This window comes from Streptomyces sp. NPDC058663, from assembly GCF_042716745.1.
Classification (GTDB): Bacteria; Actinomycetota; Actinomycetes; order Streptomycetales; family Streptomycetaceae; genus Streptomyces.
On sequence record NZ_JBHXRV010000011.1, the window covers coordinates 77,548 to 102,480 of the forward strand.

General features: G+C 70.0%; 26 protein-coding genes and 2 pseudogenes. 17 read left to right on the forward strand and 11 right to left on the reverse strand.

Features of this window, described 5'->3' with window-relative positions:
• The first annotated feature begins 337 nt into the window (after positions 1 to 337).
• Positions 338 to 1,324 carry a hypothetical protein gene (locus tag ACFWVV_RS10635; protein WP_384345750.1) on the forward strand — a complete coding sequence of 329 codons (987 nt, stop codon included), beginning with the start codon at positions 338 to 340 and terminating at the stop codon, positions 1,322 to 1,324.
• Positions 1,325 to 1,645: 321 nt separating this feature from the next.
• Here the strand turns inward: ACFWVV_RS10635 and ACFWVV_RS10640 are convergent, their stop codons facing one another.
• Positions 1,646 to 2,113, reverse strand: coding sequence for an NUDIX hydrolase (locus tag ACFWVV_RS10640; protein WP_384345753.1), 468 nt, complete (start codon positions 2,111 to 2,113; stop codon positions 1,646 to 1,648).
• An 18-nt stretch (positions 2,114 to 2,131) separates the two neighbouring features.
• Between ACFWVV_RS10640 and ACFWVV_RS10645 the strand changes: the two genes are divergently transcribed.
• The 10 genes from ACFWVV_RS10645 (at position 2,132) to ACFWVV_RS10690 (ending at position 9,177) form a co-directional block, all read left to right on the forward strand.
• A complete protein-coding gene (locus ACFWVV_RS10645; RefSeq protein ID WP_384345756.1) occupies positions 2,132 to 2,911 on the forward strand; it encodes a GntR family transcriptional regulator in 780 nt (259 codons plus the stop codon).
• A 139-nt stretch (positions 2,912 to 3,050) separates the two neighbouring features.
• A complete protein-coding gene (locus ACFWVV_RS10650) occupies positions 3,051 to 3,407 on the forward strand; it encodes a hypothetical protein (protein WP_384345759.1) in 357 nt (118 codons plus the stop codon).
• Between the two features lie 2 nt (positions 3,408 to 3,409).
• On the forward strand, positions 3,410 to 4,765 hold the full coding sequence (locus tag ACFWVV_RS10655; protein WP_384345762.1) for an FtsK/SpoIIIE domain-containing protein: 1,356 nt from the start codon (positions 3,410 to 3,412) through the stop codon (positions 4,763 to 4,765).
• An 86-nt stretch (positions 4,766 to 4,851) separates the two neighbouring features.
• A complete protein-coding gene (locus ACFWVV_RS10660; protein WP_384345765.1) occupies positions 4,852 to 5,517 on the forward strand; it encodes a DUF2637 domain-containing protein in 666 nt (221 codons plus the stop codon).
• A gap of 18 nt (positions 5,518 to 5,535) precedes the next feature.
• Positions 5,536 to 5,727: a mobile element transfer protein gene (locus ACFWVV_RS10665; protein ID WP_384345768.1), complete on the forward strand. Its 192-nt coding sequence runs from the start codon at positions 5,536 to 5,538 to the stop codon at positions 5,725 to 5,727.
• Between the two features lie 16 nt (positions 5,728 to 5,743).
• Positions 5,744 to 5,899 (forward strand): hypothetical protein, encoded by a 156-nt coding sequence (locus ACFWVV_RS10670; RefSeq protein ID WP_344497880.1) that lies wholly within the window; start codon positions 5,744 to 5,746, stop codon positions 5,897 to 5,899.
• A gap of 32 nt (positions 5,900 to 5,931) precedes the next feature.
• On the forward strand, positions 5,932 to 6,240 hold the full coding sequence (locus tag ACFWVV_RS10675) for a SpdD-like protein (protein WP_384345772.1): 309 nt from the start codon (positions 5,932 to 5,934) through the stop codon (positions 6,238 to 6,240).
• Positions 6,241 to 6,368: 128 nt separating this feature from the next.
• On the forward strand, positions 6,369 to 7,742 hold the full coding sequence (gene repSA / locus ACFWVV_RS10680) for a replication initiator protein RepSA (protein ID WP_384345775.1): 1,374 nt from the start codon (positions 6,369 to 6,371) through the stop codon (positions 7,740 to 7,742).
• 2 nt (positions 7,743 to 7,744) lie between these two features.
• Positions 7,745 to 7,945 (forward strand): helix-turn-helix transcriptional regulator, encoded by a 201-nt coding sequence (locus ACFWVV_RS10685; protein ID WP_384345778.1) that lies wholly within the window; start codon positions 7,745 to 7,747, stop codon positions 7,943 to 7,945.
• Positions 7,945 to 9,177 carry a tyrosine-type recombinase/integrase gene (locus ACFWVV_RS10690; RefSeq protein ID WP_384345781.1) on the forward strand — a complete coding sequence of 411 codons (1,233 nt, stop codon included), beginning with the start codon at positions 7,945 to 7,947 and terminating at the stop codon, positions 9,175 to 9,177. The genes ACFWVV_RS10685 and ACFWVV_RS10690 overlap by 1 nt, the downstream gene beginning before the upstream one ends.
• 737 nt (positions 9,178 to 9,914) lie before the next feature.
• Here the strand turns inward: ACFWVV_RS10690 and ACFWVV_RS10695 are convergent.
• Entirely contained in the window at positions 9,915 to 10,676 is a 762-nt protein-coding gene (locus ACFWVV_RS10695) for a phosphoglyceromutase (RefSeq protein WP_384345783.1), read from the reverse strand.
• A gap of 165 nt (positions 10,677 to 10,841) precedes the next feature.
• Here ACFWVV_RS10695 and ACFWVV_RS10700 point away from each other — a divergent pair, with 165 nt between their 5' ends.
• Positions 10,842 to 12,170 (forward strand): MDR family MFS transporter, encoded by a 1,329-nt coding sequence (locus ACFWVV_RS10700; RefSeq protein ID WP_384345786.1) that lies wholly within the window; start codon positions 10,842 to 10,844, stop codon positions 12,168 to 12,170.
• Between the two features lie 304 nt (positions 12,171 to 12,474).
• Here ACFWVV_RS10700 and ACFWVV_RS10705 read toward each other — a convergent pair.
• The 6 genes and pseudogenes from ACFWVV_RS10705 to ACFWVV_RS10730 all read right to left on the reverse strand — a co-directional run.
• Positions 12,475 to 12,714, reverse strand: a pseudogene (locus tag ACFWVV_RS10705) (AraC family transcriptional regulator); the annotation flags it as partial.
• A 58-nt stretch (positions 12,715 to 12,772) separates the two neighbouring features.
• The gene (locus ACFWVV_RS10710; RefSeq protein ID WP_384345789.1) at positions 12,773 to 13,183 is read right to left on the reverse strand and encodes a VOC family protein; all 411 of its coding nucleotides are present in this window, start codon (positions 13,181 to 13,183) and stop codon (positions 12,773 to 12,775) included.
• A 60-nt stretch (positions 13,184 to 13,243) separates the two neighbouring features.
• Positions 13,244 to 13,879: a hypothetical protein gene (locus ACFWVV_RS10715; RefSeq protein ID WP_384345792.1), complete on the reverse strand. Its 636-nt coding sequence runs from the start codon at positions 13,877 to 13,879 to the stop codon at positions 13,244 to 13,246.
• Between the two features lie 266 nt (positions 13,880 to 14,145).
• A pseudogene (locus tag ACFWVV_RS10720) lies at positions 14,146 to 14,860 on the reverse strand (hypothetical protein); the annotation flags it as partial.
• Positions 14,861 to 14,915: 55 nt separating this feature from the next.
• Entirely contained in the window at positions 14,916 to 15,530 is a 615-nt protein-coding gene (locus ACFWVV_RS10725; protein ID WP_384345795.1) for an SMI1/KNR4 family protein, read from the reverse strand.
• Positions 15,531 to 16,020: 490 nt separating this feature from the next.
• A complete protein-coding gene (locus ACFWVV_RS10730) occupies positions 16,021 to 16,512 on the reverse strand; it encodes a hypothetical protein (RefSeq protein WP_384345797.1) in 492 nt (163 codons plus the stop codon).
• A 221-nt stretch (positions 16,513 to 16,733) separates the two neighbouring features.
• Between ACFWVV_RS10730 and ACFWVV_RS10735 the strand changes: the two genes are divergently transcribed.
• From ACFWVV_RS10735 to ACFWVV_RS10745, 3 genes are all read left to right on the forward strand, one after another.
• The gene (locus ACFWVV_RS10735) at positions 16,734 to 17,216 is read left to right on the forward strand and encodes a helix-turn-helix domain-containing protein (protein ID WP_384345800.1); all 483 of its coding nucleotides are present in this window, start codon (positions 16,734 to 16,736) and stop codon (positions 17,214 to 17,216) included.
• Positions 17,217 to 17,239: 23 nt separating this feature from the next.
• Positions 17,240 to 17,806, forward strand: coding sequence for a hypothetical protein (locus tag ACFWVV_RS10740; protein ID WP_384345802.1), 567 nt, complete (start codon positions 17,240 to 17,242; stop codon positions 17,804 to 17,806).
• Positions 17,807 to 18,060: 254 nt separating this feature from the next.
• A complete protein-coding gene (locus tag ACFWVV_RS10745) occupies positions 18,061 to 18,399 on the forward strand; it encodes a DUF2516 family protein (protein WP_384345805.1) in 339 nt (112 codons plus the stop codon).
• A 263-nt stretch (positions 18,400 to 18,662) separates the two neighbouring features.
• On the opposite strand, the gene ACFWVV_RS10750 is transcribed toward ACFWVV_RS10745, so the two are convergent.
• The 3 genes from ACFWVV_RS10750 to ACFWVV_RS10760 all read right to left on the reverse strand — a co-directional run bounded on the left by ACFWVV_RS10750 (position 18,663) and on the right by ACFWVV_RS10760 (position 22,717).
• Positions 18,663 to 20,063, reverse strand: a complete 1,401-nt coding sequence (locus tag ACFWVV_RS10750; protein ID WP_384345808.1) for a PP2C family protein-serine/threonine phosphatase — start codon at positions 20,061 to 20,063, stop codon at positions 18,663 to 18,665.
• Between the two features lie 309 nt (positions 20,064 to 20,372).
• Positions 20,373 to 21,425 carry an NlpC/P60 family protein gene (locus tag ACFWVV_RS10755; RefSeq protein ID WP_384345811.1) on the reverse strand — a complete coding sequence of 351 codons (1,053 nt, stop codon included), beginning with the start codon at positions 21,423 to 21,425 and terminating at the stop codon, positions 20,373 to 20,375.
• Between the two features lie 443 nt (positions 21,426 to 21,868).
• The gene (locus ACFWVV_RS10760) at positions 21,869 to 22,717 is read right to left on the reverse strand and encodes a class I SAM-dependent methyltransferase (protein ID WP_384345814.1); all 849 of its coding nucleotides are present in this window, start codon (positions 22,715 to 22,717) and stop codon (positions 21,869 to 21,871) included.
• Positions 22,718 to 22,962: 245 nt separating this feature from the next.
• Here ACFWVV_RS10760 and mshA point away from each other — a divergent pair, with 245 nt between their 5' ends.
• Entirely contained in the window at positions 22,963 to 24,312 is a 1,350-nt protein-coding gene (gene mshA, locus ACFWVV_RS10765) for a D-inositol-3-phosphate glycosyltransferase (protein WP_384345817.1), read from the forward strand.
• Positions 24,305 to 24,838 carry a YbjN domain-containing protein gene (locus ACFWVV_RS10770; protein WP_384345820.1) on the forward strand — a complete coding sequence of 178 codons (534 nt, stop codon included), beginning with the start codon at positions 24,305 to 24,307 and terminating at the stop codon, positions 24,836 to 24,838. The genes mshA and ACFWVV_RS10770 overlap by 8 nt, the downstream gene beginning before the upstream one ends.
• Positions 24,839 to 24,933 lie beyond the last annotated feature (95 nt).

A 24,933-nucleotide genomic window follows, 5' to 3' on the forward strand; every position in this document is an offset into this window, starting at 1 on the left:
GTTGCGGCGCCCGGTGCGATCAGTGCACGTCAGCTCAGTTCTCCGGGTGCAGGCATGACCTCTTCCAGTGCGGCAGATCAACTCTGGGTGCCCAGGCCAGAGCGGGGTGGGGGTGGTCACCAGTGGGTGCTGACTGCCAGCGTTGGTGGGCCTCGCACGGCCCAGGGAAGGCCCAGAATGCTCAGCCACCCGGGCTTCTGACACTGACATGACAGACGTCGTAGGGAGTTAGATCCAGCGAAAACCGGGACATCTGCGCCAAGTTGGGTGTTCAATCTCGCCTGTGGCGGCTACACCGCCGGAGCCGTACGAAAAGGATCCCGTACCAGGAGAGCCAATGATTCTTCGTGAATTCCTCTACGTTGACACCGACAAAGTGCGCGCCCTACTCGCTCAACTCGATGGCGGAATTGTGGAGGAATCGCGTAAGACAGAGCGGTCAGAGAAAAGGACGACCATCGGCCCACGCTCGGCAGCTCAACATCTACACGGAACGGGCAGCGAGAGCTACACCAACAAATCTCTCGGCGACGCTCTATTTCCGATGCTGGAGGACGCACTGGAATCGGAACTTCTATTGCATGACATCTCAGAGGAAGCGTCCGAGGTGGATCTTTGGGAATCTGGCGAACTGAAGACCAAATATCCCCCGGGTTCGCTCGTCAGAATCACGGCTCCTGGCTCGCTATTCGATACCAGGTATACGGCTTCAGCATTCGCGGCCTTCGGGCATGTGAATGTTGGACTCCAAGGAATCGGTGCATCGCCGTCGAACGAGCCGCAGCGACCAGGAAAGGGAAAGCAAGGCCAGCAGCGCCCGAGGCCTGTGAAGAAGGACGAGAGTCACGTCGACCAACTGGAGGACTCAATCCCCGACTTCCCAGCGATTGACGGGATGGACGGGAACACTCTGAGATCATTCGTGCGAATTGCGAAAGGCGTCTTCAGTCCGGGCTTGCACATGAACTTGACTCCCGCCAAGGGCTCCCTAGTGAGTGCCCGATTGCAGGAAGGACGCCAGTATCTCGACACTGAAGCAGAGATTCTTTTCGCTCGCTACGGCACAGAGCGTCACGAGTGGACATTGGTCGGCAGCATCGGGAGCTACGGGACTGAAGAAACCGAACTGCCAGATATGGATTTCTACAATTCGAACGGAAGCATCAATCGCGGCGAATTCGCCGAGGCGATGAATGCCCAGATGCGAAATTTGGGTAGGATTGGATTTATCGATCTGCCTCAGCATCCAGGCTTCTCGCTAATTCCATTCGCCGCCTATAGGACCATTCCTCGCCGCACCGAGTTGGTGCAGATGCGGCCGTAGGTCGGCGGAACGGCTTTGGGCTGGAGCTGCTTTGGGGCGAGTGATCATGGCCCCGTAAGCTTGCGGCGAGTCGGGCAGCCTGTGGACCTGCCCGTTAAAGCACGACGTTGGGGCCATGATTTTAGAGGCTCGCCCCAAAGTGGCTGCCTAAAGCCGTGGAGCCGACCGCCCCAGCCACAGAGGGGTTTCCCACCTTCTGCCCGCAGCACGCAGCGCGCCGCCGGGCGCGGCCAGCCGGGGCGCAGACAGGAGGCAGGCCGCGCCGCAGAGGCGGCGCGCGCCCGCGCCGTGCGCGGGCCTCTTGATGAAGTAGGGAAAGTTCTATCGGACCGGCGTCAGGTGCTTGCCGTCATGGCTTCGCACGTGAGGTCCGTTCCCGTCGAGTGCGTCCAGCAGCCGGACCGCGTAGACCTCGGACATCCACTCGGCGACCTCTTCGGGCGTGAGCCATCCGACCGCGGTCGATTCGCTGGACGTCCGCTCGCTTCCGCCGGCGGGCTTGCAGCGGAAGACCAGGGCCACAATGCCCCGAGTGGTGTTCTTGTAGACCCCGGTGAGCTCATCCACTTCGACGTGGATGCCCGTCTCCTCCAGGACCTCACGCCGGACGCCCGTCTCCGGGGCCTCGTCGAGTTCGAGTACGCCGCCGGGGAGCTCCCAAGTGCCGTTGTCGGCACGGCGGATCGCCAGCAGTCGCCCGTCCTCGCGCACGACCACTCCGGCTACGGACACGGAGTGGAGCGGCGTTGACGTGCTCTCCTGCGCACTGTTACTCATGTACAGGAGCATAGGAGGAAGAGAAGGACTATGGAAACAGCGGTAGGAGGTGGGAAGTCCGTACCTCGGTACGTACAGATCGCCGAGGAGATCGTTCAGCAGATTCGCGCCGGCATCCTCAAGCCCGGCGACATGGTGCCCAGCGAATCGGAGCTCGTGGAGCGCTACGGCGTCTCGGGCGGCACCATCCGAAAGGCCATGGTGGAGGTCCGCGCGAGTGACCTCGTGGAGACCCGCCAGGGCAAGGGGTCCATCGTCAAGGCCCGGCCGCCGGTACGGCACCGGTCCTCGGACCGGTTCAAGCGCTCGCACCGGCAAGGTGGCAAGGCCGCGTACCTCGCCGAGTCGGAACAGTCCGGGGCGAAGGCGGGCGTCAGCGTTCTCTACATCGGCCCGATGGAGGCTCCGAAGGACATCGCGGAGCGGCTCGGCGTCCCGACCGGCACCCAGGTTCTCGCTCGGCGCCGCCTCTATTTCCGGAACGAGACTCCCGTGGAGACGGCCACCTCGTACCTCCCGTGGGACGTCGCGAAGGACATTCCCGAGCTGTTCGCGAAGAACCCCGGCGGTGGTGGCATCTACGCCCGACTCGAAGACCACGGACACGAGTTCGCGGAGTTCGTCGAGACGCTGCAAGCCCGACTGGCGACCAAGGCGGAAGCGTCCGAACTGGCCCTGAGCCCCGGCGCTTCGGTGGTTCACCTGATCCGTGAGGCGAGGACGACCGAGGACCGCGTCGTGGAGGTCTGCGACACCCTCATGGCCGCTGACCAGTTCGTTTTCAGCTACCGGATCCCTGCCACCGACTGACGTCGGCTCAACTCCCGCCAGCCCGCCGCGACTTATTTGTTTCGGCGTGTTGACTCATATACAGGAGTGATGCACTCTTCCTCATGTCACTCATATACATGAGTGGTTGAGTCAAGCACCTCTAGAGGAGTGATCTTCCGTGCGTACGATCCCCGTCGACACCTCCGCCGCCTCCGTGATGGTCGCCAAGCCTCCGCAGATCAAGGTCAAGGACCGCCGTACCGGCGAGATCGCCATGGACACCGAGAGCGGCGCGAAGCTCATGACCGTGGACGTGATGTTCGCGGCGAACGACGAAGTGGAGATCCTGTCGGTCACCGTCCCCGAGCCGGGCATCTCCGGTGAGCTGATGATGGGCACGCCCGTCGCCGTCACCGGTCTGATCGCCCGCCCGTGGGAGAACGAGTTCAACGGACAGAAGCGGCACGGCATCGCCTTCCGCGCGGTGGCGGTCACCTCGCTCGCCCCCAGTGCCGAGAAGCCCAAGGCGGCTTGATCATGACCGGTCTCCTGGTCTCGCTGCTGTTGGTCGCCGTCATCGCAGTGATCCTGCGGTGGCGGCGTCCCGCCTGGTACTGGTTGACCTTCGGTGTCACCTTCGCCGCGCTGCGGGTCGCCGTCCGGTACACGTCGGTCATGGATGCCTGCGGGCTGACCGTTCCGCCCGCCCGCTGGCGTCTCTCCCTCGCCCGGATGGCGAACCGACCCGTTCCCGAGTCGCGGGCCCCGCGCATCCTCCGTCTCCGGCCGACCCGTACGGGGCTGGTGCTGCGTCTCAAGCTCCGCCCCGGTCAGGATGCCTTCGACGTCGCTTCGGCCACCGACCGCCTCCGGCACTCCTTCGGGATGTACGGAGTCACCTCCCGCGAACTCCACTCGGGGGTCGTCGAGTTACGGATGACCGGGTACGACGTCCTTCGGCGGGTGCAGATGCCCGCCAAGACCGACCACGCGCCGATGCGCATCCCTGTCGCGCTGCGCGAAGACGGGTCCGTCCACTACCGCGACTACCGGGCCGTGCCCCACGGGCTGACGCTCGGTGCGACCGAGTCGGGCAAGTCCGTTTACCAGCGCAACCTGGTCGCCGGCCTCGCATCACACCACGTCGCTCTCGTCGGGATCGACTGCAAACAGGGCGTCGAGCTCTTCCCGCTGGCCCGGCGCTTCTCCGCCCTCGCCGACAACCCGGACACTGCCCTCGAACTCCTCGAAACACTTGTGCAGCACATGGAGGACGTCTACCAGTTCATCCGTGCCGCCCAGCGCATCACCGTCGACGTTCCGGACGCCGACATAGCCGCCGACATCTGGGACCTGCCCGCCGACATGCGTCCTACTCCCGTCGTGGTCCTGGTCGACGAGGTCGCTGAGCTGGCGCTCTTCGCCACCAAGGACGAGGAGAAGCGCCGGGACCGAATCGTCACCGCCCTGGTCCGCCTCGCCCAGCTCGGCCGCGCCGCGGGCGTCTACCTGGAAATCTGCGGCCAGCGCTTCGGTTCCGAACTCGGCAAGGGCATCACGATGCTCCGCGCCCAGCTCACCGGCCGTACCGCCCACCGCGTCAACGACGAGTCCAGCGCCAACATGGCCTTCGGAGACATCGCCCCGGACGCCGTACTCGCCGCGATCCAGATTCCCACCGACGTCCCCGGCATCGCCGTCTCGGGCGACTCGACCGGCGGATGGACCCGCATCCGCGCACCGCACACCTCCCTGCGCCAAGCCGTGAACATCTGCAACCGGCACGCCGACCGCACCCCGGACGTGCCCGCACTCGCGGCCTTCCGGCCCGCCGTCGCCCCGTTGGCCTCGGCCACTGCGCCGCTCGTCAAGACCGCGCCCGCCACCGCCTGACCTCTCCGCACACCGGTCGGCGCGACCGTCCCCGCGCCAGGTCCCTACCCCCGCCATGCCGAAAAGACCGAAAGGAGAAGTCCGCGATGGCCCGTCCCAAAGTCCGCGTGGACGCCGTACTCGTCCAAGCCGTGATCGCCGGAGCGCTGTCCTTCGCCCACCTCCACGACCTTGCCGCCGCCGCGGGCCAGGACGGCTGGAAGGCATGGGCCTACCCGATCAGTGTCGATCTGCTCCTCGTCGCCGCCTGGCGTCGGCTGCGCAAGGACGGCCCGTCCCGGCTCGCCTGGTGCTGGTTCCTGATCGCACTCGTCGCCTCGCTCGGTGCCAACGTCGCCACCGCCGGGTTCCTCGATCTCCAGGATCCTCCGGCCTGGCTCCGCTTCGGCGTCGCCGGATGGCCTGCGCTCGCCTTCCTCGGCGGGACACTCCTCGCCCACACATCGCCCCCGGCCGAAGACCCGGTGCCTGTTCCGCCGACACCCACGGCTGCTCCCCCGGCGCCGGAGCTCGTCACCGACGAACAGGGGCCGGAGCTGGAACCCGTACCGGTTCCTGCGGCTGAGGAGTTTCCGGTCCGGCCTCCCGCCGACACGACTCCGCCCGTACCGGCCGCGCTCATCGACCACGCCCGGAAGGTCGCTGACGACCACCGCACCCGTACCGGTTCACCGATCGACACCGACACCCTCCGCGCCCGCCTCGGCGTCCCGCCTCAGCTCGCCGCCGCCATCGCCGCCCAGCTCGCCTGAACCGAGAGGAGATCCACCATGCCCGCCCGCGACCACTTCCACTCCGTGATGCGGATCGGACCGGTGCAGATCGGCACCCACCGCGACCGGAACGGCCGCACCAAACACGCCGCCGTGTGCACCGCCGACCGCTGCGGCTGGTCGTCCGACTTCAGCAGTCGGTCCGCCGCCCAGCTCGCCGCCCGCACCCACCGCTGCAAGGTCCGCTGAAGGAGGCAAGAACGCTATGGACGTCCCGCTCTGGCTCGCCCTGATCGTCGTCGGCTGGCTCGGCGTCAAGCTGATCCGTCCGCCCTGGTGGCTCGTGCTCGTGCTGCTGCTCGGCGGCTACCTCCTCGCCGACAGCCTCCTGTCCCCCGTGATCGACACCGCCGTCAAGTGACCCCGCACGACCCGACCGAAGGGAGAACCGCCATGCTCCGCCCGAAGATCCCCACCAACCCGATGCCGACCGGAATCGTCACGGGCCCCGCCCGGACCGACGTTCCCGCCGTACTCCACCAGGCCCCGGCCCCCGTGCCGACCGGCGCGGCTCCCGCCCGGCCCACGGTCCAGCTCACGCCCGGTGCCGTCGTAGCCGTCATCGGTGGCGGCACGGCCGTGGTCCTGGTCGTCGGAGCGGTCTTGGTCTCCCTGCTCCTCGCGGTCGCCGTCACCGCCGCGTCGCTCGCCGTCAGTGCCCTGGTCGTGCGCTCGCTCGTGGCGTCGCAGAACCACCGCTGACCGGCTTCCGGGCGGCCTCGATACCGCCAAGCATCCGCCGCCCGGAAGCCGTGCTCCTGCCCGAACCACAGATCCGGAAGGAAGCACCATCATGACCGACCGCACCGCCCGCCGCCGGGAGAGTGCACATGCCTGAGGCGCCGTTTGATCGGATCACCCTCGGCGACCTGCTGCGGGTGGCCTCGGCCCCCGACTTCCACCGCTGGGAGGACCAGGTCCGCCGTACCGGCGGCTGCTCCGACCCGATCCACCTGACCGGCTGGACCCTCACCAAGGACAGGACCACCGGCGAGACCCTGCACCACTACTCGACCGAGACCGAACCCGGTGGACGTCTCCGTCTCGCCTGCGGAAACCGCCGCGCCTCCCGCTGCCCCTCCTGCGCCTGGACGTACGCCGGAGACACCTACCACCTGATCCGAGCGGGCCTGGCCGGAGACGACCGCCGCGACGTACCCGCCACCGTGCGGGATCACCCCCGCGTCTTCGCCACCCTCACCGCACCGTCTTTCGGCCCGGTCCACAACCGGCCCGACCACGGCACCTGCCGCTGCGGTAGTCGGCACCCCGCCGACGCACCCGAGCTCGGCACCGCCCTGGACCCGGAGACGTACGACTACGCCGGATCCGTCCTGTTCAACAACCACGCGGGCGACCTCTGGATGCGGTTCACGACCCGTCTCCGGCGGGAGATCGCCGCCCGCGCCGGAGTCGCACAGGCCGAACTGAAGGAATCCGCCCGGCTCTCGTACGGCAAGGTCGCGGAGTTCCAGAAGCGCGGGGCGATCCACTTCCACACCGTGATGCGGATCGACGGGCCGGACGGACCGGACACCCCTCCCCCGTCCTGGGCCACCGTTGACCTGCTCACCGACGCGATATGCGCCGCCGCCCGTCACAGCTACACCTCGGTGTCCGCTCCGGCAGTCGACGACCACCCCGCCCGTACCTTCCGCTGGGGCACACAGCTCGACGTCCGCCCGGTCACCGCCTTCGGCGACGGCTCCGACCTCACCGAACAGGCCGTGGCGTCCTACGTCGCGAAGTACGCCACCAAAGCCGCGGAGAACACCGGCACCCTGGACCGGCGTATCGGCGAACTCTCCGAACTCGACCGCCACGGCGTCCCGGACCACGCACGCCGCCTCATCGCCGCGTGCCGCCTCCTCGATCCGCTCTACCCCGAGCGCCGGTTGTGGGCCTGGGCGCACATGCTCGGGTTCCGCGGCCACTTCTCCTCGAAGTCCCGCCGCTACTCGACCACGCTCGGCGAACTCCGTCAGGCCCGCGCCGACTTCCGCGCTGCGCAGGAACAGCAGGCGCTCGGCCTGGAGGACCGCGCCCCGGACACCGTGCTCGTCCTCACCGACTGGCAGTACGCCGGGCACGGTCATTCCCCCGGCGAATCCGTCCTCGCCGCGACCATCGCCCGGGACCTCCAGCTCAACCGCGAGACAGCCCGTGAAGCCATGGCGGAGCTGGTCGACGAGAGGGAGTGGTGACCATGGCGCTCCCCCTGCCGAGCCGTTATCTGACGCCTGACGACCTGGTCGAGATGTTCGAGCTGCCCAGCGTCGAGACGGTCTACCAGTGGCGCCGGAAGCGGACCGGTCCCCGCGGCTTCCGTGTCGGCCGGCACCTCCGCTTCGATCCGGACGACGTACGGGTCTGGGTCGATTCCCGCCGGGGCGAGGTGGCCGCCTGATGGCCGGGCACATCCAGGACCGCTGGTTCACGACCGAGATCGGACCGGACGGCAAGCCGCGCAAGGTGAAGTCGGAACGCTACGGGTCCGGGCTGCGCTACCGCGCTCGTTACATCGGCCCGGACGGTAAGGAGAAGTCCAAGAGCTTCCAGGATCGGCAGAAGCGGCTCGCCGAACAGTGGCTGACCCACATCGAGGCGGACATGGCGCGGGGTCAGTACATCGATCCTCGCGCCGCCCGGACCACCTTCCAGCAGTACGCGGAGGGCTGGGTGAGCACGCAGGGGGCCGACCCCAACACGCAAGCCTCGATGGAGTCGCAACTCCGGCTGCACGCGTTCCCGTACCTCGGCACGCGTCCGCTCGGTTCGTTCCAGCCGGCGCACATCCGCGACTGGGTGCAGCAGCTCCAGGCGAACGGTGTCCGTGGCTCGTACGCCCGGACGATCTACTCCAACGTGCGGGCGGCGCTGAGCGCGGCCGTGGACGACGGGCACCTTCCTCGGAACCCTTGCGCCGCCCGCTCGGTCCGGCCGCCGACGGTGGACACGAAGCGCGTCACGCCCTGGACGCCGGAACGGCTCTTCGCCGTGCGCGCGGGCATGCCCGACCGGTATCAGGCGATGGTCGACCTCGGCGGCGGCTGCGGCCTCCGGCAAGGCGAGATCCTGGGCGTCGCGGTGGACGCGATCGACTTCCGCTCGGACACGCTGCACGTCGTCCAGCAGCTCAAGCTGAGCCGCAGCAAGCCCGTCTTCGCTCCACCCAAGGGCGGCAAGCTACGGGACGTGCCGCTCCCCGGTCCGGTAGCCGACGCACTGAGGGCACACATGAAGCAGTTCCCGCCGGTCGAGATCACGTTGCCGTGGAAGGTCGCGGGCGGGCCCCCGGTGACCAAGCGACTCATCTTCACGGCACCGCGCGGCGGTCACGTATGGCGAACCTCGCTCAACGAGGAGGCGTGGAAACCCGCGCTCGCCTCGGCCGGAGTCATCCCGGTCCCAGCGGCCGGCGCTCCGCACATCGAGTCACGCGAGAACGGCATGCACGCCATGCGGCACTTCTACGCCTCGGTCCTCCTGGACGCTGGCGAGAACATCAAGGCGCTCGCCGAGTACCTCGGCCACTCGGACCCCGGCCTGACGCTGCGGGTGTACGCGCACCTGATGCCGTCGAGTCAGGAGCGGACGCGCAACGCGGTGGCCCAGCTCTTCTCCCGAACTGCACATTGAGGTCGGAAGACGTTACGGGGCCGGTGAAGTTCATCCCCGCCAGAGTTCGCCGATAGGTCTCGGCGATGACAGCGGCGAAGAAGCGACGGAAAAAGATGAGCTACAAGCTCGCGCACAAGTTCACGATGTTGATAGAGCCGCATCTCCGTGAGAGATTGGCTTCCAGAAACTTCTACGAGCATCCAGAAGATTCTGCGAAGGCGTAGAAAATTCTGGAAGCGTCTAGAAACGTATGAGGGCCTGGATCCGGCGGCAACCAGATCCAGGCCCAACAGCAGTCAACGAGCCCGGTCGCCTACCAGCAGACCGGGCTCGCTGCATCCACAGCTCCCGGTCGCGACCGTCCTCGCACGTGACCCGCTCATCGAGCGAACTGCATCACGCTGGTAGCGACGGCTACGAGCAGACCGCCACCCGCAAGCCAGACCTGCCACTTCTCGGCTCCGGTCCACCTGCGGGGCTTGTCCTTTGCGAAGCTCACCCCTACCACCTCCCCTCTCCTCCATCCGGCCCGCTTGTCGAGCCGGAGCCTTCGAACTCACGCTCTCTCGGGCGGAGTTCAGGGGAGGATCAGGTGAAGCGCGATAAGCATACCTGTCGCCCCGACAGACACAGGGGTGCGCACCACAACACTGAGTGGCCCGAGAAGCAGCCTGACGGCCCACAGACGGCCCAACCCACCAAAAAGCCCCCCACCACGCGGAAAACCCGCAGGTGGGGGGCTTCTTCAGCTCTGCTTACTTCTTCTTGCCCTGGTTCTTGACCGCCTCGATGGCTGCGGCGGCCGCGTCCGGGTCGAGGTACTTGCCGCCCTTGGTGACGGGGTGGAAGTCGGCGTCGAGCTCGTAGTAGAGCGGGATGCCGGTCGGGATGTTCAGGCCGGAGATGTCCTCGTCGGAGATGCCGTCGAGGTGCTTGACCAGGCCGCGGAGGCTGTTGCCGTGGGCGGCGACCAGGACGGTCTTGCCGTCGAGGAGGTCCGGGACGATGCCGTCGTACCAGTACGGCAGCATGCGCTCCACGACGTCCTTGAGGCACTCGGTGCGCGGGCGCAGCTCCGAGGGGATCGTGGCGTAGCGCGGGTCGTCCGACTGGGAGAACTCGGTGCCGTCTTCCAGGACCGGCGGCGGGGTGTCGTACGAGCGGCGCCAGAGCATGAACTGCTCCTCGCCGAACTCCGCGAGCGTCTGCGCCTTGTCCTTGCCCTGGAGGGCGCCGTAGTGGCGCTCGTTCAGGCGCCAGCTGCGGTGGACCGGGATCCAGTGGCGGTCCGCGGACTCCAGCGCGAGCTGGGCGGTGCGGATGGCGCGCTTCTGGAGCGAGGTGTGCAGCACGTCGGGGAGCAGACCGGCTGCGGTGAGCAGCTCACCGCCCCGTACGGCCTCCTTCTCGCCCTTCTCGGTGAGGTTGACGTCCACCCAGCCGGTGAACAGGTTCTTCGCGTTCCATTCGCTCTCGCCGTGGCGGAGGAGGATCAGCTTGTACGGTGCGTCGGCCATGCGTACGAGCGTAATGGACATTCGGGGTGCCTCGCGCGCGCACGCGTAAGGGTGAGACGGAGCGGAGTCGGATTGACGGTGGGCGTCAATTGAGTGGCGGTCCTGGCGAGCAGCTACGTAACTTGCGCTTGTTCGCAGAGCCACTTACATCCCTGGGGGGAACCGATGTCCGCGACAGGGATGTCCGAAGCCGGCCGGAAGCGTCCGCCGCGTCCGTTGCGTGCGCTGCGGACAAGCGTCTCGGGGCTGCCCCCGGCGTTCTGGTGGCTGTGGACGAGCACGCTGGTGAACCGGCTGGGGGCGTTCGTCGCCACCTTCATGGCGCTCTATCTGACGCTGGAGCGCGGCTACTCGGCGACGTACGCGGGGCTGGTGGCCGCGCTCCACGGGCTCGGCGGTGTCGTTTCCTCCCTGGGTGCCGGAGTGATGGCGGACCGGCTCGGGCGGCGGCCCACGATGCTGATCGCGCAGTTGTCGACCGCGTTCTCCGTCGCCCTGCTCGGCTTTGTGCAGCACCCGTTGGCGATCGCGGCGGTGGCCTTCCTGGTGGGCATGGCGTCCAACGCCTCGCGGCCCGCCGTGCAGGCGATGATGGCCGACATCGTGAAGCCCGAGGACCGGGTGCGGGCGTTCTCGTTGAACTACTGGGCGATCAACCTGGGGTTCGCGATCTCCTCGGCGGGCGCAGGATTCCTCGCTGAGCACAGCTATCTCGCGGGCTTCCTCATCGAGGCGGCCATGACACTGGTCTGCGCGGTCGTCGTCTTCGTGAAGCTGCCGGAGTCGCGCCCCGAACGGACGGTCGCCGAACGGGCCGCCGAACCGGAGGCCGGGCTCGGCACGGTGCTGCGGGACGGGCGGTTCATGAGTGTGGTGGGGCTGTCGTTCCTGGTCGCCCTGATCTTCCAGCAGGGGTACGTCGCCCTGCCCGTCGCCATGGGCGCGGACGGCTTCAGCAGCGCCGACTTCGGCCTGGCCATCGCCGTCAACGGCGTACTGATCGTGGCACTCCAGATTCCCGTCACCCGCTTCATCGAACACCGCGATCCGCGCCGCCTGATGGTGCTCTCCTCGCTGCTCGCGGGGTACGGCTTCGGGCTCACGGTCTTCGCCGGATCGCTCGGGGTGTACGTCTTGACGGTGTGCGTGTGGACGCTGGCGGAAATCATCAACTCCCCCACGCAGATGGGCCTGGTGGTCCGCCTCTCCCCGGTGCACGGCCGCGGCCGCTACCAGGGCATGTACACGCTGTCCTGGTCGGTGGCCGCGCTGACCGCGCCCCTGATGGGCGGTTACGTCATCGACCGGCTGGGCTCCGGGTGGCTGTGGGGGGCGTGCGCGGTGATCGGCATGGTGGCGGCGGCCGGGTACGGGCTGCTGATGCGGGGGCTGCCGGAGCAGGGCGGGGACGACGGAGCGGGGCGGGTCTCCGTACCGGAGGGGCCGGGGGCGGTGCGTGAGGAGAGGGCGGCGGGGGGTGCCCGGGCGGGGTGAGGGGTGCGGGAGGGGGCCGTCGGAGCCGCCCCCGGGCGGACGGACCACCCAGGGGGTGGCCCCGGCGGCACGCAGGGCGGCGGGGCGCAGGGCAGCAGGCCGCAGGGCAGCGGGCCGCAGGCCACCGGGGACAGCAGGCCCGCCGGGGCCACAGGTCACCGGGACGGCAACCCCGCCGGGATCGCGGGACGGCGGCGGGGACAGCAGCCCCGCCAGGATCGCGGGAGCAGATCACCGGGACGGCCGGTCACCGGGGCCCCGTCGCCACCGCCTCACCCCGTCGGCACCGTCACACCTCGCTCGGCACCGCCACCCCCCGCTCGGCGCGCCGCCGTTGCACGAACGCGTACGGGGACTCGCCGTACGCCCGCCGGAACTCCCGGCCGAGCGACCCGGCGGGCATCCCCGCCTCCCTGGCGAGCGCCTCGACGTCCAGTGGTCGCGCGTACTCCCGGTCGATCCGGTCGCGGACCCGGCGCAGTCGCGCGAGGTCGTGCAGGCGCTGCGCGGCGATGCGTGCGCGCGCCCAGGCGGGATTGCACATGGCTGGGCTCCCTCCCCTGGTGATAACGGGTGGCACCGAGTGATGCGGGCCGGTGCGTTCAGCGCACTTCCTGGATGCGGATGAGGTTGCCCGCCGGGTCCCGGAAGGCGCAGTCGCGGATGCCGTAGGGCTGGTCCGTCGGCTCCTGGACGACCTCGGCCCCGGTGGCCTGCACCTTCTCGAAGGTGCCGGTGAGGTCGGGGGTGGCCAGCAGGATCCAGCCGTACGTGCCCTTGGCCATCATCTCGGTGATGGTGCGGCGCTCGTCGTCGGTGATGCCGGGGTCGACGGCGGGCGGTGCCAGCAGGATGGAGGTGCCGGGCTGCCCGGCCGGTCCGACGGTGATCCAGCGCATCTTGCCCTGGCCGACGTCGTTGCGGACCTCGAAGCCGAGGGCCTCGCGGTAGAAGGCGACGGAGGCGTCCGGGTCGTCGTGGGGCAGGGCGCTGGTGTGAATGGTGATGTCCATGTCCGCAAGGCTATGGAGGCTCTGCGGTCCGCGCTTCTCGATTCCTGATCGATGGGGGTGTCACCTGGTGGCCGGGACGGCCCCGCCGGAAACTTCACCGTTGCTCGGCCCGGCACCGCCCCCGGTCCGTCGGCGGTAGTAGGCGACCGCGAGGGCGATGACGGCAGGGCCCCAGAAGGTGGTGGGGATGCCGACCGCCACGGCCGCGAGCCAGTACCAGCCGTCGTGGGCGTACGCCACGCCCTCGGCCATCCCGTACAGCATCAGGCTGCGCCCACCGCCGAGCGGAATACCGGTCAGCGCCACGGTCAGGACCAGCCCGCCTGCGACGCCGGGAACGACGGCCGCCAGCGGCCGGACGCGCCGGCCGCCGATGAACGGCATCCACGCGGGCGCGACCTCCCCCCACCCCCGGACCAGTCCGACGGTCAGCCATGCGACCACCTCGGTGAGCACGCTGAGCCCGAACACGTACGGAACGCCCACCCAGTACGACGGCATGGAGGCCTCCTGGAGCTGCCCCATCTCGAAGTGGAAGGCGAAGGGCAGCCGCCACAGGCAGGACGGCAGCAGGACCAGCGGAAGCGCGTACGCGAGGCGCATCGCCCAACGGGGCACCGGGCGTGCGGTGTCGCTGACAGGCGGCGGCGCGCGCAGGATGAACTGGAGGGGTGCGCGCAGGATCTTGGGGGCCATCCCCCCACTCTGGTGAAACCCACCGCCCGCGACGTCCGCCGTGAGTGCGGCCCGCCTCCGCCGCGCGGGGGAGGGTGGCGTACGCCGGGGGGTGCTGTGCGGGGAAGGTGGCGTACGCCGGGGGTTCGCGGGGGGGGGGTGCGGCGCTCCCGGGGCCGCGCGGGTGCAAGCTCACGCCAGGGTGACGTCCATGCCGCCCTCAACAAGGGCTTCCAGGACTGTGGCGAACAGGTCGTAGGGCCGACCCCGCGGGGTCAGGGCGCGGCATCCGGCGGTCCGGTGAACCAACGCTCCCAGAGGGGCCGGGCGTATGCGGGAACGGGTACGGAGTCGCCCGCCGCATCGAGTTGCAGGTCGATCAGGTCCGCACCGCTGGAGCACGGGCGCCAGTCCCTGACCGTGGGCCGCAACCGCCGGTCGGTGAGCAGCTCGCCCCGGCGTCCCGTATCTCCAGAGCGGCTTCTGCCAGGTCCAGTGCCCGCCGGGTGCCTTTCTCCAGCGCCGCCATCAGCCGGTCGCTCGGCGCGAGCCCCCGCAGAACGAGAGGCGGTGGCACCTGTTCGGGCGGCAGAACGCGGGTGATCTCGCGGCAGGAACCCAGCCGGCGGTGCTCCCGTCGTGCACCCGGACACCACCCCCGTAACCCTCTGGCGGACCCTCGTGGTCGTCCAGACCGGTGAGCACCAGACTGCCCGACCCCGGCCGCTGCCCCCAGCTCTCCGCGTCCTCCAGCAGCCAGGCATCGAGTGCCTCGTCGTCCGGCACCAGCCACACCCGGGAACCGACCCACGCCGGAACGCCGGCCCCCTCCGCAACCCAGGCGAACAGCTCGTACGTCCCGCGCTCGGGCTCTCCGAACTACCCTTCCACGCCGGCGCAGGCACCCCGGGCCCGGCGGTGCTTCGTGTCGGCCAACCTGAATCGCGTGCTCGCGCACGTCTTCGCGGCGTCGTCCTCGTCCCCGTGCACAGCGGGAATCATCCACCGCCGGGGTGGGTCGGCACAGGGGGTTTTCGTCGGACCCCGAGGGGCGCTCTCAGCGGTCTGCTGCCTCCCAGACCAGGTCACCGGCGTCGTCCACGAGAGCGACGCGCGCCTTCTCGGTACCGCCCAGGGCGGCATGGCGGAGCAGGGCGGGCGATCCTGATTCGAGAGCGGCAGCGGTGTCCTGGAGCATGGAGGTCACCGAATCCCACAGCGGCACCCCGAGTACCCACATCTCGTGGTCCCACAGGAGAACCGCGCCACAGGAGTCACCGGGCCGCAGGTCGACGATCAGTCCGTCGCCGCCGGGGCTCATCGCGATCGGCAGGAACGAGGGCAGGAAGCGCGGTTCCGGGTCACCGTTCGCGTCGAACGAGACCCCTTCCTCTTCCGCGACCTGCCACCAGATCTCTCGCGTTTCCAGGGCTTCCTCCAGGCCCACCGGAGCGAACGTTCCAGGGATCCAGTAGTCGGCGCTGACGCCCTCCAGGATCCACCAGTCGCGCACGTCGGAGGGGAGTGCTGCCCCGAGCTCCGCTTCGAGCGCGCGGAGCCGCTCCTGGTCCTCGGCCGCGGAAGCCCTTACCGGCGTCCGGTAGCAGCGGTCTCTGAGCCAAGCGTCTATGCGCTCCCACGACGCCCGCACTCCTTGATCAATCGAGGTCATGGGCGGAAGTCTCTCAAGGACCTCTGACATTGTTCCGAGGTTCTTGTTCGCAGCCGGGCTCCGGTTCAGTCCCTCACGGACAGCTACCGATCGACGTCGACGGGAACTCCACACGTCTGCAGCCGAGCCTTCAGGAACTCCATCTCCGCCAACGTCCCCACCAGACCATCGCGGCTCAGTTCCCCAACCAGCTGACGAGCCCGCGACAACGAGGCCGCCGACACCTCCCGGAAGACCTTCAAAGCTGGGACGAGACTGGGAACCGAACCGACCAGCCGCAGTCTGACCGACCCGTGCGCTGCAAGGAGAGTCTCCCGAACATCATGAGGTGCTGGTCCCGGACCAGCGTGTTCGCACAGGTAGGTGCCACAGGACCCGCAGGAGAACTCCGAGTCCCACCACAACTCATCGTGAAGGATGAACTGGTTCACCTGCCGCGTCGCCATGCTGCCGCACTCGCAAAGCGATGCGATCTTCGCGGTCTGCCCAGTCACCCGGGCTCACCGACGTTCCACTCCCGCGGCAGGTCCTCGCCGCAGAAGACGCATACGAAGTCCTTCTCCCGCACGATGTTGAGCTCCCGGCAGGAGTGGCATCGGCGAAAGACGACCTCGTGCGTGAATCCGGGCGGTCGGTGGATCCCGATCCGATCCAGAGCCTCGGCCACGGCGGGCCATGAGCTGATGTCCGGGCAGTAGCCGGTCGACTGGTTGCTGACCTCCTCGACCACCCACCGCCCGGACTCCTCGCGGAAGCTCATCTCACCGGCGCTCAGGACCTCTCCGCCGCCGGCACACACCACGTGCTCACTGCGGCGCGGAGCCAGTCGCAGCACTCTGCCGCCATCGACGACGAATGTGAACGGCTCGGCCAACTCGTCCAGGGTCAGCGTCGAGACCCACTCGCCGAAGTCCGCCGCCGAGCGGATGCTCCACCCTTCACCACCCGCCGGGACGAGCACCTTCAGCTCAGCCGGACCCACATACCGATACCTCTGCCCCCGTGTCTCCACGCACACCAACGTAGTGGCTCACACAGCCAGGGCCTGGGGGATTACCGCTCGGCGACGACGGCTGACTGGGGGCAGGAATCCCTGCAAAGTGACAGTTGTCGCTGCGAGTCACGTCGGGAGGCGCTGTGCCCTGGAACACTTTTGCAAGCGGGCGCTTGCAAAAGTTAGCAAGGCGGGTGCACCATCGGGGCATGGCATCACTGAACGTCGGCAACCTCGGGGAGTACCTGCGCGAGCAGCGGCGCACCGCGCAGCTGTCGTTGCGGCAGCTCGCCGATGCCGCCGGGGTGTCCAATCCGTACCTCAGCCAGATCGAACGCGGCCTGCGCAAGCCGAGCGCGGACATCCTGCAGCAGCTCGCCAAGGCACTGCGGATCTCCGCGGAGACGCTCTACGTCCAGGCCGGCATCCTCGACGAGAAGGACCGGGAGGAGCTGGAGACGCGGGCCGTCATCCTGGCCGATCCCTCGATCAGCGAGCGGCAGAAGCAGGTGCTGCTCCAGATCTACGAGTCCTTCCGCAAGGAGAACGCCGCGGAAGCGGCCACGGCAACCGCGGGGGACGCGGACGACGTGGCCGGTGCGACGAGCGATACGGATCACGAGGACACCCCCGGCGCCAGGAGACGCGCCGACGGTGACGACGACAGTGCTGCCGCCCCACCCTCACACTGATGCGATCCGGGAGGACCACAGTTATGGCCATCAGCGATGACCTGCGCAAGACCCTCGCCGACCCGACCCCCCTCTACTTCGTTGCCGGCACCGCCGACCTCGCCGTGCAGCAGGCCAAGAAGCTCGCCGACGAGGCGCCCGAGCGCTTCGAGAAGGTGCGGCAGGCCGACCCCAAGTCCGTTCAGGAGAAGGTGACTTCGCAGGCCAAGGAGGCGCAGGCCACCCTGCAGGCGAAGTTCACCGAGGTGATCGGCTCGTTCGACACCGACCTGAAGAAGCTGGGCGAGACCGCCCAGGACCTCGCGCTGCGGAGCGTGGGCGTGGCCGCCGAGTACGCGGTCAAGGCCCGTGAGACGTACGAGAAGGTCGCCGAGCACGGCGAGCAGGCCGTGAAGCAGTGGCGCGGTGAAGCCGCCGAGGAGATCAACGAGATCGCCGTCGCGGTCGAGCCCGACCCCGAGCCGAAGGCTCCGGCGAGTGCCTCCGCGACCGACGGGGACGTGAGCGCCCCCGAGGCGAAGAAGGGCCCGGCGCGCAAGGCCGGCGCCGCGAAGAAGGCGGCCCCGGCCGCCGCCGAGGACAAGGCCTAGACAAGGCCGGGCCAGGGTCTGCTGCGTGGCCAGGCCTTCGGCTGGGCCAGGGCTTGCGGTCGGTCCAGGCCTGCGGCTGGGCCAGGCCTGCGGCTGGGCTTCGTAGGACAAGGCCGCGAGAGTGGTTCGGCTTTGGTTGTGCTCGTCCGGTGTGACACGGCGGGCCGGGTCGCCCCAGGGTGTCCGGTCCGTCGTTTCGGTACCTTGGGCGGGACGGTCGAGCGGCTGTCAAACCGGATGAGGCGGTGCTCCACATGTTGCGTGATGGATTCGATATCGGGCTGTGGTTCGTGGTCGGCCTGGTCTTCACCGTGACCGCGGTGGCCGCGCTGGTCCTGGCAGCCGTGGCCCGCGCCGACGCCTACCGCGCGGCCGACAAGCAGTCCAAGAACTTCTGGCTGATCATGCTGGCCATCACCGTGCTGGTGAACTTCCTGGGGATCTTCTTCCTGCAGGTCGCGGGGCTGGTCGCGTCGATCGTCTTCCTGGTGGACGTACGGCCCGCGCTGCGGCAGGTCTCCGGCGGTGGCGGCGGCCGCCGTGGCGGCAGCAGCAGCGACGGACCTTACGGCCCCTACAACGGCGGGCGTTGACCCGACCGGAGTCGGGGCCGGACGGGTGGCGCGGGCCGGACGGGTGTCGCAGGCCGGACGGGTGGCGTCACGACGGGCATGGCAGGCATCGTGAGCCGGACCGCGCCGGGCCCAGTGGCCGTCCGGGCCGCGCCGGGCTCGGCGGGCCCAGTGGCCCGTCCCGTCCCGTCCCGTCCCGACGGACCGCGGCGGGCCCAGTGGCCCGTCCCGTCCCGACGGACCGCGGCGGGCCCAGTGGCCCGTCCGGTCCCCGGGCCTGCCGCCTACCGACGTCGTCGGCCCTTGGCCGGGTGCCCCACGGTGGGTGCCCGGCCGCCGTCGTGTGCGGTGACCGCGCCGAGTCCACCGCTGTCGTGCGCGGTGGCCGGGGCGGCTCGGTCGCGGTCCAGCAGCAGGACCGCCACGTCGTCCGTGAGTTCGCCGCCGTTCAGCTCGCGGACCCGGGTGACGGCCGCGTCCAGCAGCTCCTCGCCGCGCAGTCCCTCGGCGAGCTGGCGGTTGATCATCTCCACCATGCCCTCCTGGCCGAGCCGGCCGCTCCCGCTGCCCGCGACCCGGCCCTCGATCAGGCCGTCCGTGTACATCAACAGGCTCCAGGCACCGCCCAGTTCCACCTGCTGCCGGGGCCAGCGGGCACGCGGCAGCAGACCGAGGGCCGGGCCGCCGTCCTCGAACGGCATGAGCTGGGCGGGGCGGCCGTGGCGGGTGATCAGGGGTGCCGGGTGGCCGGCCAGGCACAAGCCGGCCCTGCGGCCGTCCGGCGCGATGTCGACGGTGCAGAGCGTCGCGAAGATCTCCTCGCTCTCCCGCTCGTGCTCCAGGACCCGCTGAAGGGTGGAGAGCAGTTCGTCCCCGCACAGCCCGGCGAAGGTCAGTGCCCGCCAGGCGATGCGCAGTTCGACGCCGAGCGCGGCCTCGTCGGGGCCGTGGCCGCAGACGTCGCCGATCATCGCGTGCACGGTGCCGTCCGGCGTGCGGACGGTGTCGTAGAAGTCACCGCCGAGCAGGGCGCGGGAGCGGCCTGGCCGGTAGCGGGCGGCGAAGCGCAGGTCGGAGCCCTCGAGGAGCGGTGTCGGCAGCAGGCCGCGCTCCAGCCTGGCGTTCTCCTGGGCGTGCAGCCGCGACTCCGCCAGCTTGTAGGAGGCCGTGTCGGCGCGCTTGCGTTCCACGGCGTACCGGATGGCACGGGTCAGCAGCCGGGCGTCCAGCTCGTCGCGGAACAGGTAGTCCTGCGCACCGGCCCGCACCGCGGCGGCCGCGTGCTCCGCCCGGTCCGGCGGCGTCAGCGCCAGTACGGCGTGGCCGGGGGCCATCCGCAGTACGTCGCCGAGCGCGCCCAGCACGGGCCCGTCGGGCGCCGCGGCGTCCTCGACGCACTCGGGGCAGTGGCCGCAGCCGGGCAGGTCCAGGTCGAGCAGTACGCAGTGCACGTCGTCGGTGAGCAGCCGCTCGGCCTCGGTGAGGTTGCGGGCGGTGCGGACGCGCACCCTGGTGCCGTTCGCCGCGTCGAGCAGAGCGGGTACGGCGAAGCCGTCCGCCGGGTCGTTCTCGATCACCAGCAGCGTGAGGTCGGTCGGCTGCGGAGCGGATGCGTGATGGTGCCGGCCGCCCTGACCGCTTTCCACGGCGGGCACTGCTCGCTGCCGCGGTATGGGTACGGGCATCGGTTCGGTTCCTTTCCCTCCCCCCGAGGGCACGGGGGGACGCCGAGCGACGTCCCGCCAAACGGGGACCATAGCGCTAGCCGGGCGCACAACGGAATGCCGTTCACGAGTCCGCCCCGGACATATGCCGGACCGTTCACCCGCCGATGGCCAGGCAAAAGCCGCGTCCCGCCACGCATCCGGCGGCCGTGCCGGGGCCCGGCGTCCATGACAAAGATCACCCCGAGGCCCCGGTCGACGGAGCCGGGTCCCGGCACCCCGGGCCACGCCCCGTCGAGCCGGGTCCTGCCCCCGGCCCCGCCCCCGTGGTCAGCCCGGGCGGACCACGCCGAGTATGGGCATCGAGCCCGCTCCCGCGAGCGTGATGTCGCGCCCCGGCCGCGGGGCGTGGACGATCGTCCCGTCCCCCACGTACATCCCGATGTGGCTCGCGTCGGCGAAGTACACGATCAGGTCACCGGGCCGCATCTGCGCGACGGAGACCTTGGGCAGCAGCCGCCACTGCTCCTGCGACGTGCGCGGTATGCCGCGCCCGGCGGCCGCCCACGCCTGCTGGGTGAGCCCGGAGCAGTCGAAGCCGCCGGGGCCTTCCGCACCCCAGATGTACGGCTTGCCGATCTGCTGCGTGGCGTACCCGATGGCCAGCCGGCCCTGTGCCGTCGCCGCCCCGCCCTTGCCGCCCTCGAGCGCACCCGAGTCCAGCCAGGCCGACTGCGCCCGGTACTGATCGTCCCGTTCCAGCTGGCGCAGCCGGTCCCGCTCCTTCGCCTCCAGCCGGGACTCGATCTTCTCGGCTGCGTCGATCTGCTTCTTTATCTCCTTCTGCGCCTCTTCCTTGCGCTTGCGGTTGGCCTCCAGCTTCGCCCACTGGCTGCTCGCGTCCTGGGAGTACGTCCGCAGGTCCTCCTGGGTGCGGGTCACCTCGTCCAGCATCCGCTTGACCGCCTGCTGCCCCTGCTTCAGCTGGCCGGCGCCCCGCAGGAAAAGATCCGGGTTCCCGCTCATCATCAGCTGGGCGCTCCTGGGCACCCCGCCGGTCCGGTACTGGGCGCGGGCCTGCGCGCCCAGGCGGTCCTTGAGCTTCTCGATGCGCTGCTCGCCCACCACGATCGAGCGGGCCAGCTTCACGATCTCGCCGGACTGGTCCTGGGCCTGGTCCTCGGCCAGGTTGTACGAGTCGGTGGCGACCGCCGCCTTCCGGTACAGCTCGTCGATCTCCTTGCGCACCTGCTCCAGGCTCTTGTCCTGCGCGCCCCCGGCGGCCGGCGGCACCGGATCGGCGGACGCCTGCCCCGGCAGTACGAGCACACTCAGGGCGCAGACCAGCGCGAGGGCGGTCGTGGCACGGTGGCGTCTTTTCATGAGCTCCCCCCGGAACAAGTCGAAGTCACAGCCGGACCGAAGTCGCAGCCGAAGTCACAGCCGGACCGAAGTCGCAGCCGAGGTCACAGCTGGACCGCGGTCGCAGCCGAGCCGAATCTGATTTACCGTCAGTAACCTGGTGATGCTCCGGCGATGCTGCCACGCCGCCCGCAAAAGCGACAGCGTCGGCAACAACATCCCCTCACAACCACCGGGAACCTTCCGGCCCTTCCCTCCACACCCGTCCGACGAACGAGATCGATTTCCCGTTCCCGGAATTCCGCCCCCACCCCGAAAGTCCCGAGTTATTCACCGGTACGTGGCCTTCCGCCCCCAGGGGCCGCGAGCCCGGCCTCACCGGTACGTGGCCTTCCGCCCCCAGGGGCCGTGAGCCCGGCCTCACCGGTACGTGGCCTTCCGCCCCCCGAGGAGCCGCAAGCCCCTCACCCGTACACCCCGCCCCGCGGCGCCAGCGCCTCCCAGCGCACCGTCACCTCCCCCTGCCGCCACCGCCGCTCCCCGTCCGCCGCCGCGTGCCCCGCGGGCGAGTGCGGTCCGGTCACCGGCCAGTCCGCCGACAGGTCCCGTACCGCCCTGATCCACCGCTGCCGCGCCCCCAGCGAAGCGAACGGGGCCGCCGCGGCCCACGCCCGGTCGAAGTCCCGCAGGAACGCGTGCACCGGCTCCCCCGGCACGTTCCGGTGGATCAGCGCCTTCGGCAGCCGCTCCGCCAGGTCGGAGGGCCTGTCCAGGGAGCCGAGCCGGGTCGCGAACGTCACCGTGCGCGGCCCCTCGGCCCCCAGCGCCACCCACACGTGCCGCCGCCCGATCTCGTCGCAGGTCCCCTCCACCAGCAGCCCGCCCGGGGCCAGCCGGGTGCGCAGCCGCTCCCAGACGGCGGCCACCTGCTCCTCGTCGTACTGCCGCAGCACGTTGGCCGCGCGGATCAGCGCCGGGCGCCGGGCCCCGTCCAGCGGCACCTCGAAGCCGCCGTGCCGGAAGGTCAGACCGTCCCGTTCGTACGGCTTCGCCCCGGACACCCGGGCGGGCTCGATCTCGATGCCGACCACCTCGACGGCCGGCGCCGCCCCGCGCAGCCGCCCCAGCAGTTCGACGGCGGTCCACGGCGCCGCCCCGTACCCGAGGTCCACCGCCACCGCTCCCGGCGTACGCCGCAGCTCGCCGCCGTGCACGGCGGCGATCCAGCGGTCCATCCGGCGCAGCCGGTTCGGGTTCGTGGTCCCGCGGGTGACGGCGCCGACCGGGCGCGAGGGGGACGTGCGGGAAGCCATGGAACGAGCGTAAGCGGGCCACGAGGGCCGGGAGCGCAACGTAATGATTTGGCAAAACGGAAATGGAACAGGGAATTCCGCTGTTCACCCCGTTGGAAAGGGCCGCGCCGCCCGGCCGCGCCCTGCCCGATCAGCTCCGCACCCTGCCCGGATCAGCTCGGCGACCGGCCCGGAGCAGCTGTTCCGCGTACGACCGTCCGACCCCTGACCGCCCCGTGAAAGCCCAGTCGAGGAGGAACGTCGACGTGAGCCAGTACGTCTCCCGACTCACCGGCACACTGGCCGCGGCGGCCCCGCCCCGCCTGCGCCTCCCGGGCGCCCCGCGCAAGCCGCGCCGTATCGCCATGCTCAGCGTGCACACCTCACCGCTGCACCAGCCCGGCACCGGCGACGCGGGCGGCATGAACGTCTACATCGTCGAGCTCGCCAAGCGCCTGGCGGCGATCAACATCGAGGTCGAGATCTTCACCAGGGCAACCACCGGCGGCCTGCCCGCGCGCGTGGAGCTGGCGCCCGGCGTCCTCGTACGGCACGTAGACGCCGGCCCCTACGAAGGTCTCGCCAAGGAGGAGCTGCCCGCCCAGCTCTGTGCCTTCACCCACGGGGTGATGCAGGCCTGGGCGGGCCAGCGACCCGGCTACTACGACCTGGTCCACTCCCACTACTGGCTCTCCGGCCACGTCGGCTGGCTCGCCGCCCAGCGCTGGGGCGTCCCCCTCGTGCACGCCATGCACACCATGGCCAAGGTCAAGAACGCCGCACTCGCCGAGGGCGACACCCCCGAGCCCGCCGCCCGGGTGATCGGCGAGACGCAGATCGTCCGGGCCGCCGACCGCCTCATCGCGAACACCGCCGAGGAGGCCGACGAGCTGGTCCGCTTCTACGAGGCGGATCCCGGCCGGGTCGCCGTCGTCCACCCGGGCGTGAACCTGGAACGGTTCCGTCCGGCCGACGGGCAGGCCGCCGCCCGGGACCGCCTCGGCCTCCCGCAGGACGCGTTCATTCCGCTCTTCGCCGGCCGCATACAGCCCCTGAAGGCCCCGGACGTGCTGCTGCGCGCGGTCGCCGTGCTGCTCGCCGAGGACCCCTCGCTCCGTACGAAGCTGGTCGTGCCGGTCGTCGGCGGGCCCAGCGGCAGCGGCATGGCCAAGCCGGAGAAGCTCCAGAAGCTGGCGGCCAGGCTCGGCATCGCGGACGTGGTGCGCTTCCGCCCGCCGGTCGGGCAGGACCGGCTCGCGGAGTGGTTCCGGGCCGCTTCCGTCCTGGTCATGCCCTCCTACAGCGAGTCCTTCGGCCTGGTCGCCATCGAGGCGCAGGCAGCCGGCACCCCGGTGGTGGCCGCTGCGGTCGGCGGCCTGCCCGTCGCCGTGCGGGACGAGGCGACCGGCTTCCTCGTCGAGGGCCACGACCCGGCGTCGTACGCCCGCGCCCTGCGCCGGCTCATCGACCACCCGGAACTCACCGCCCGGATGGGCGAGGCCGCCGCCCACCACGCCCAGGCCTTCGGCTGGGACACCGCGGCCTCGGCCACCGCCGACGTCTACACCGCCGCCATGCACGAACACCGGCGTCACGTACGCTCGCACCATGGCTGAGGCACGGGACATCCTCGAAGCGACCCTGAAGGACGCCGAACTGGAGTGGGAGAGCCCACAGCCGGGCTCGTACGTCGTGAAGCTACCCGGCACCCGCAAGCTCTCCACCACGGTCTCGCTGATCATCGGCAGGCACTCGCTCTCGCTGAACGCCTTCGTGATCCGCCACCCCGACGAGAACCACGAGGCCGTCCACCGCTGGCTCCTGGAGCGCAACCTGCGCCTGTACGGGGTGAGTTACGCGATCGACTCCCTGGGGGACGTCTACCTCGCGGGCAAGCTCCCGCTCTCCGCCGTCACGCCCGAGGAGATCGACAGGCTCCTCGGCTCGGTCCTCGAAGCGGCCGACGGCGGCTTCAACACCCTCCTGGAACTGGGTTTCGCCACGGCCATCCGCAAGGAGTACGCCTGGCGGGTCTCGCGCGGCGAATCCACCAGGAACCTGGACGCCTTCACGCACCTGACCCGGCCGGGCGCCACTGACGCCGGCACCGGCAGCGACGACGGCAGCGGCCCCGTCACCTGACCGGCCCGGTCCGCGGAATCGGGCTGCCCCGGGCGGAGCCCGCTGTTACGTTCGTACCGTGGCAGCAGCCCTCCCCCTCGCCGACCTGGTCCGTC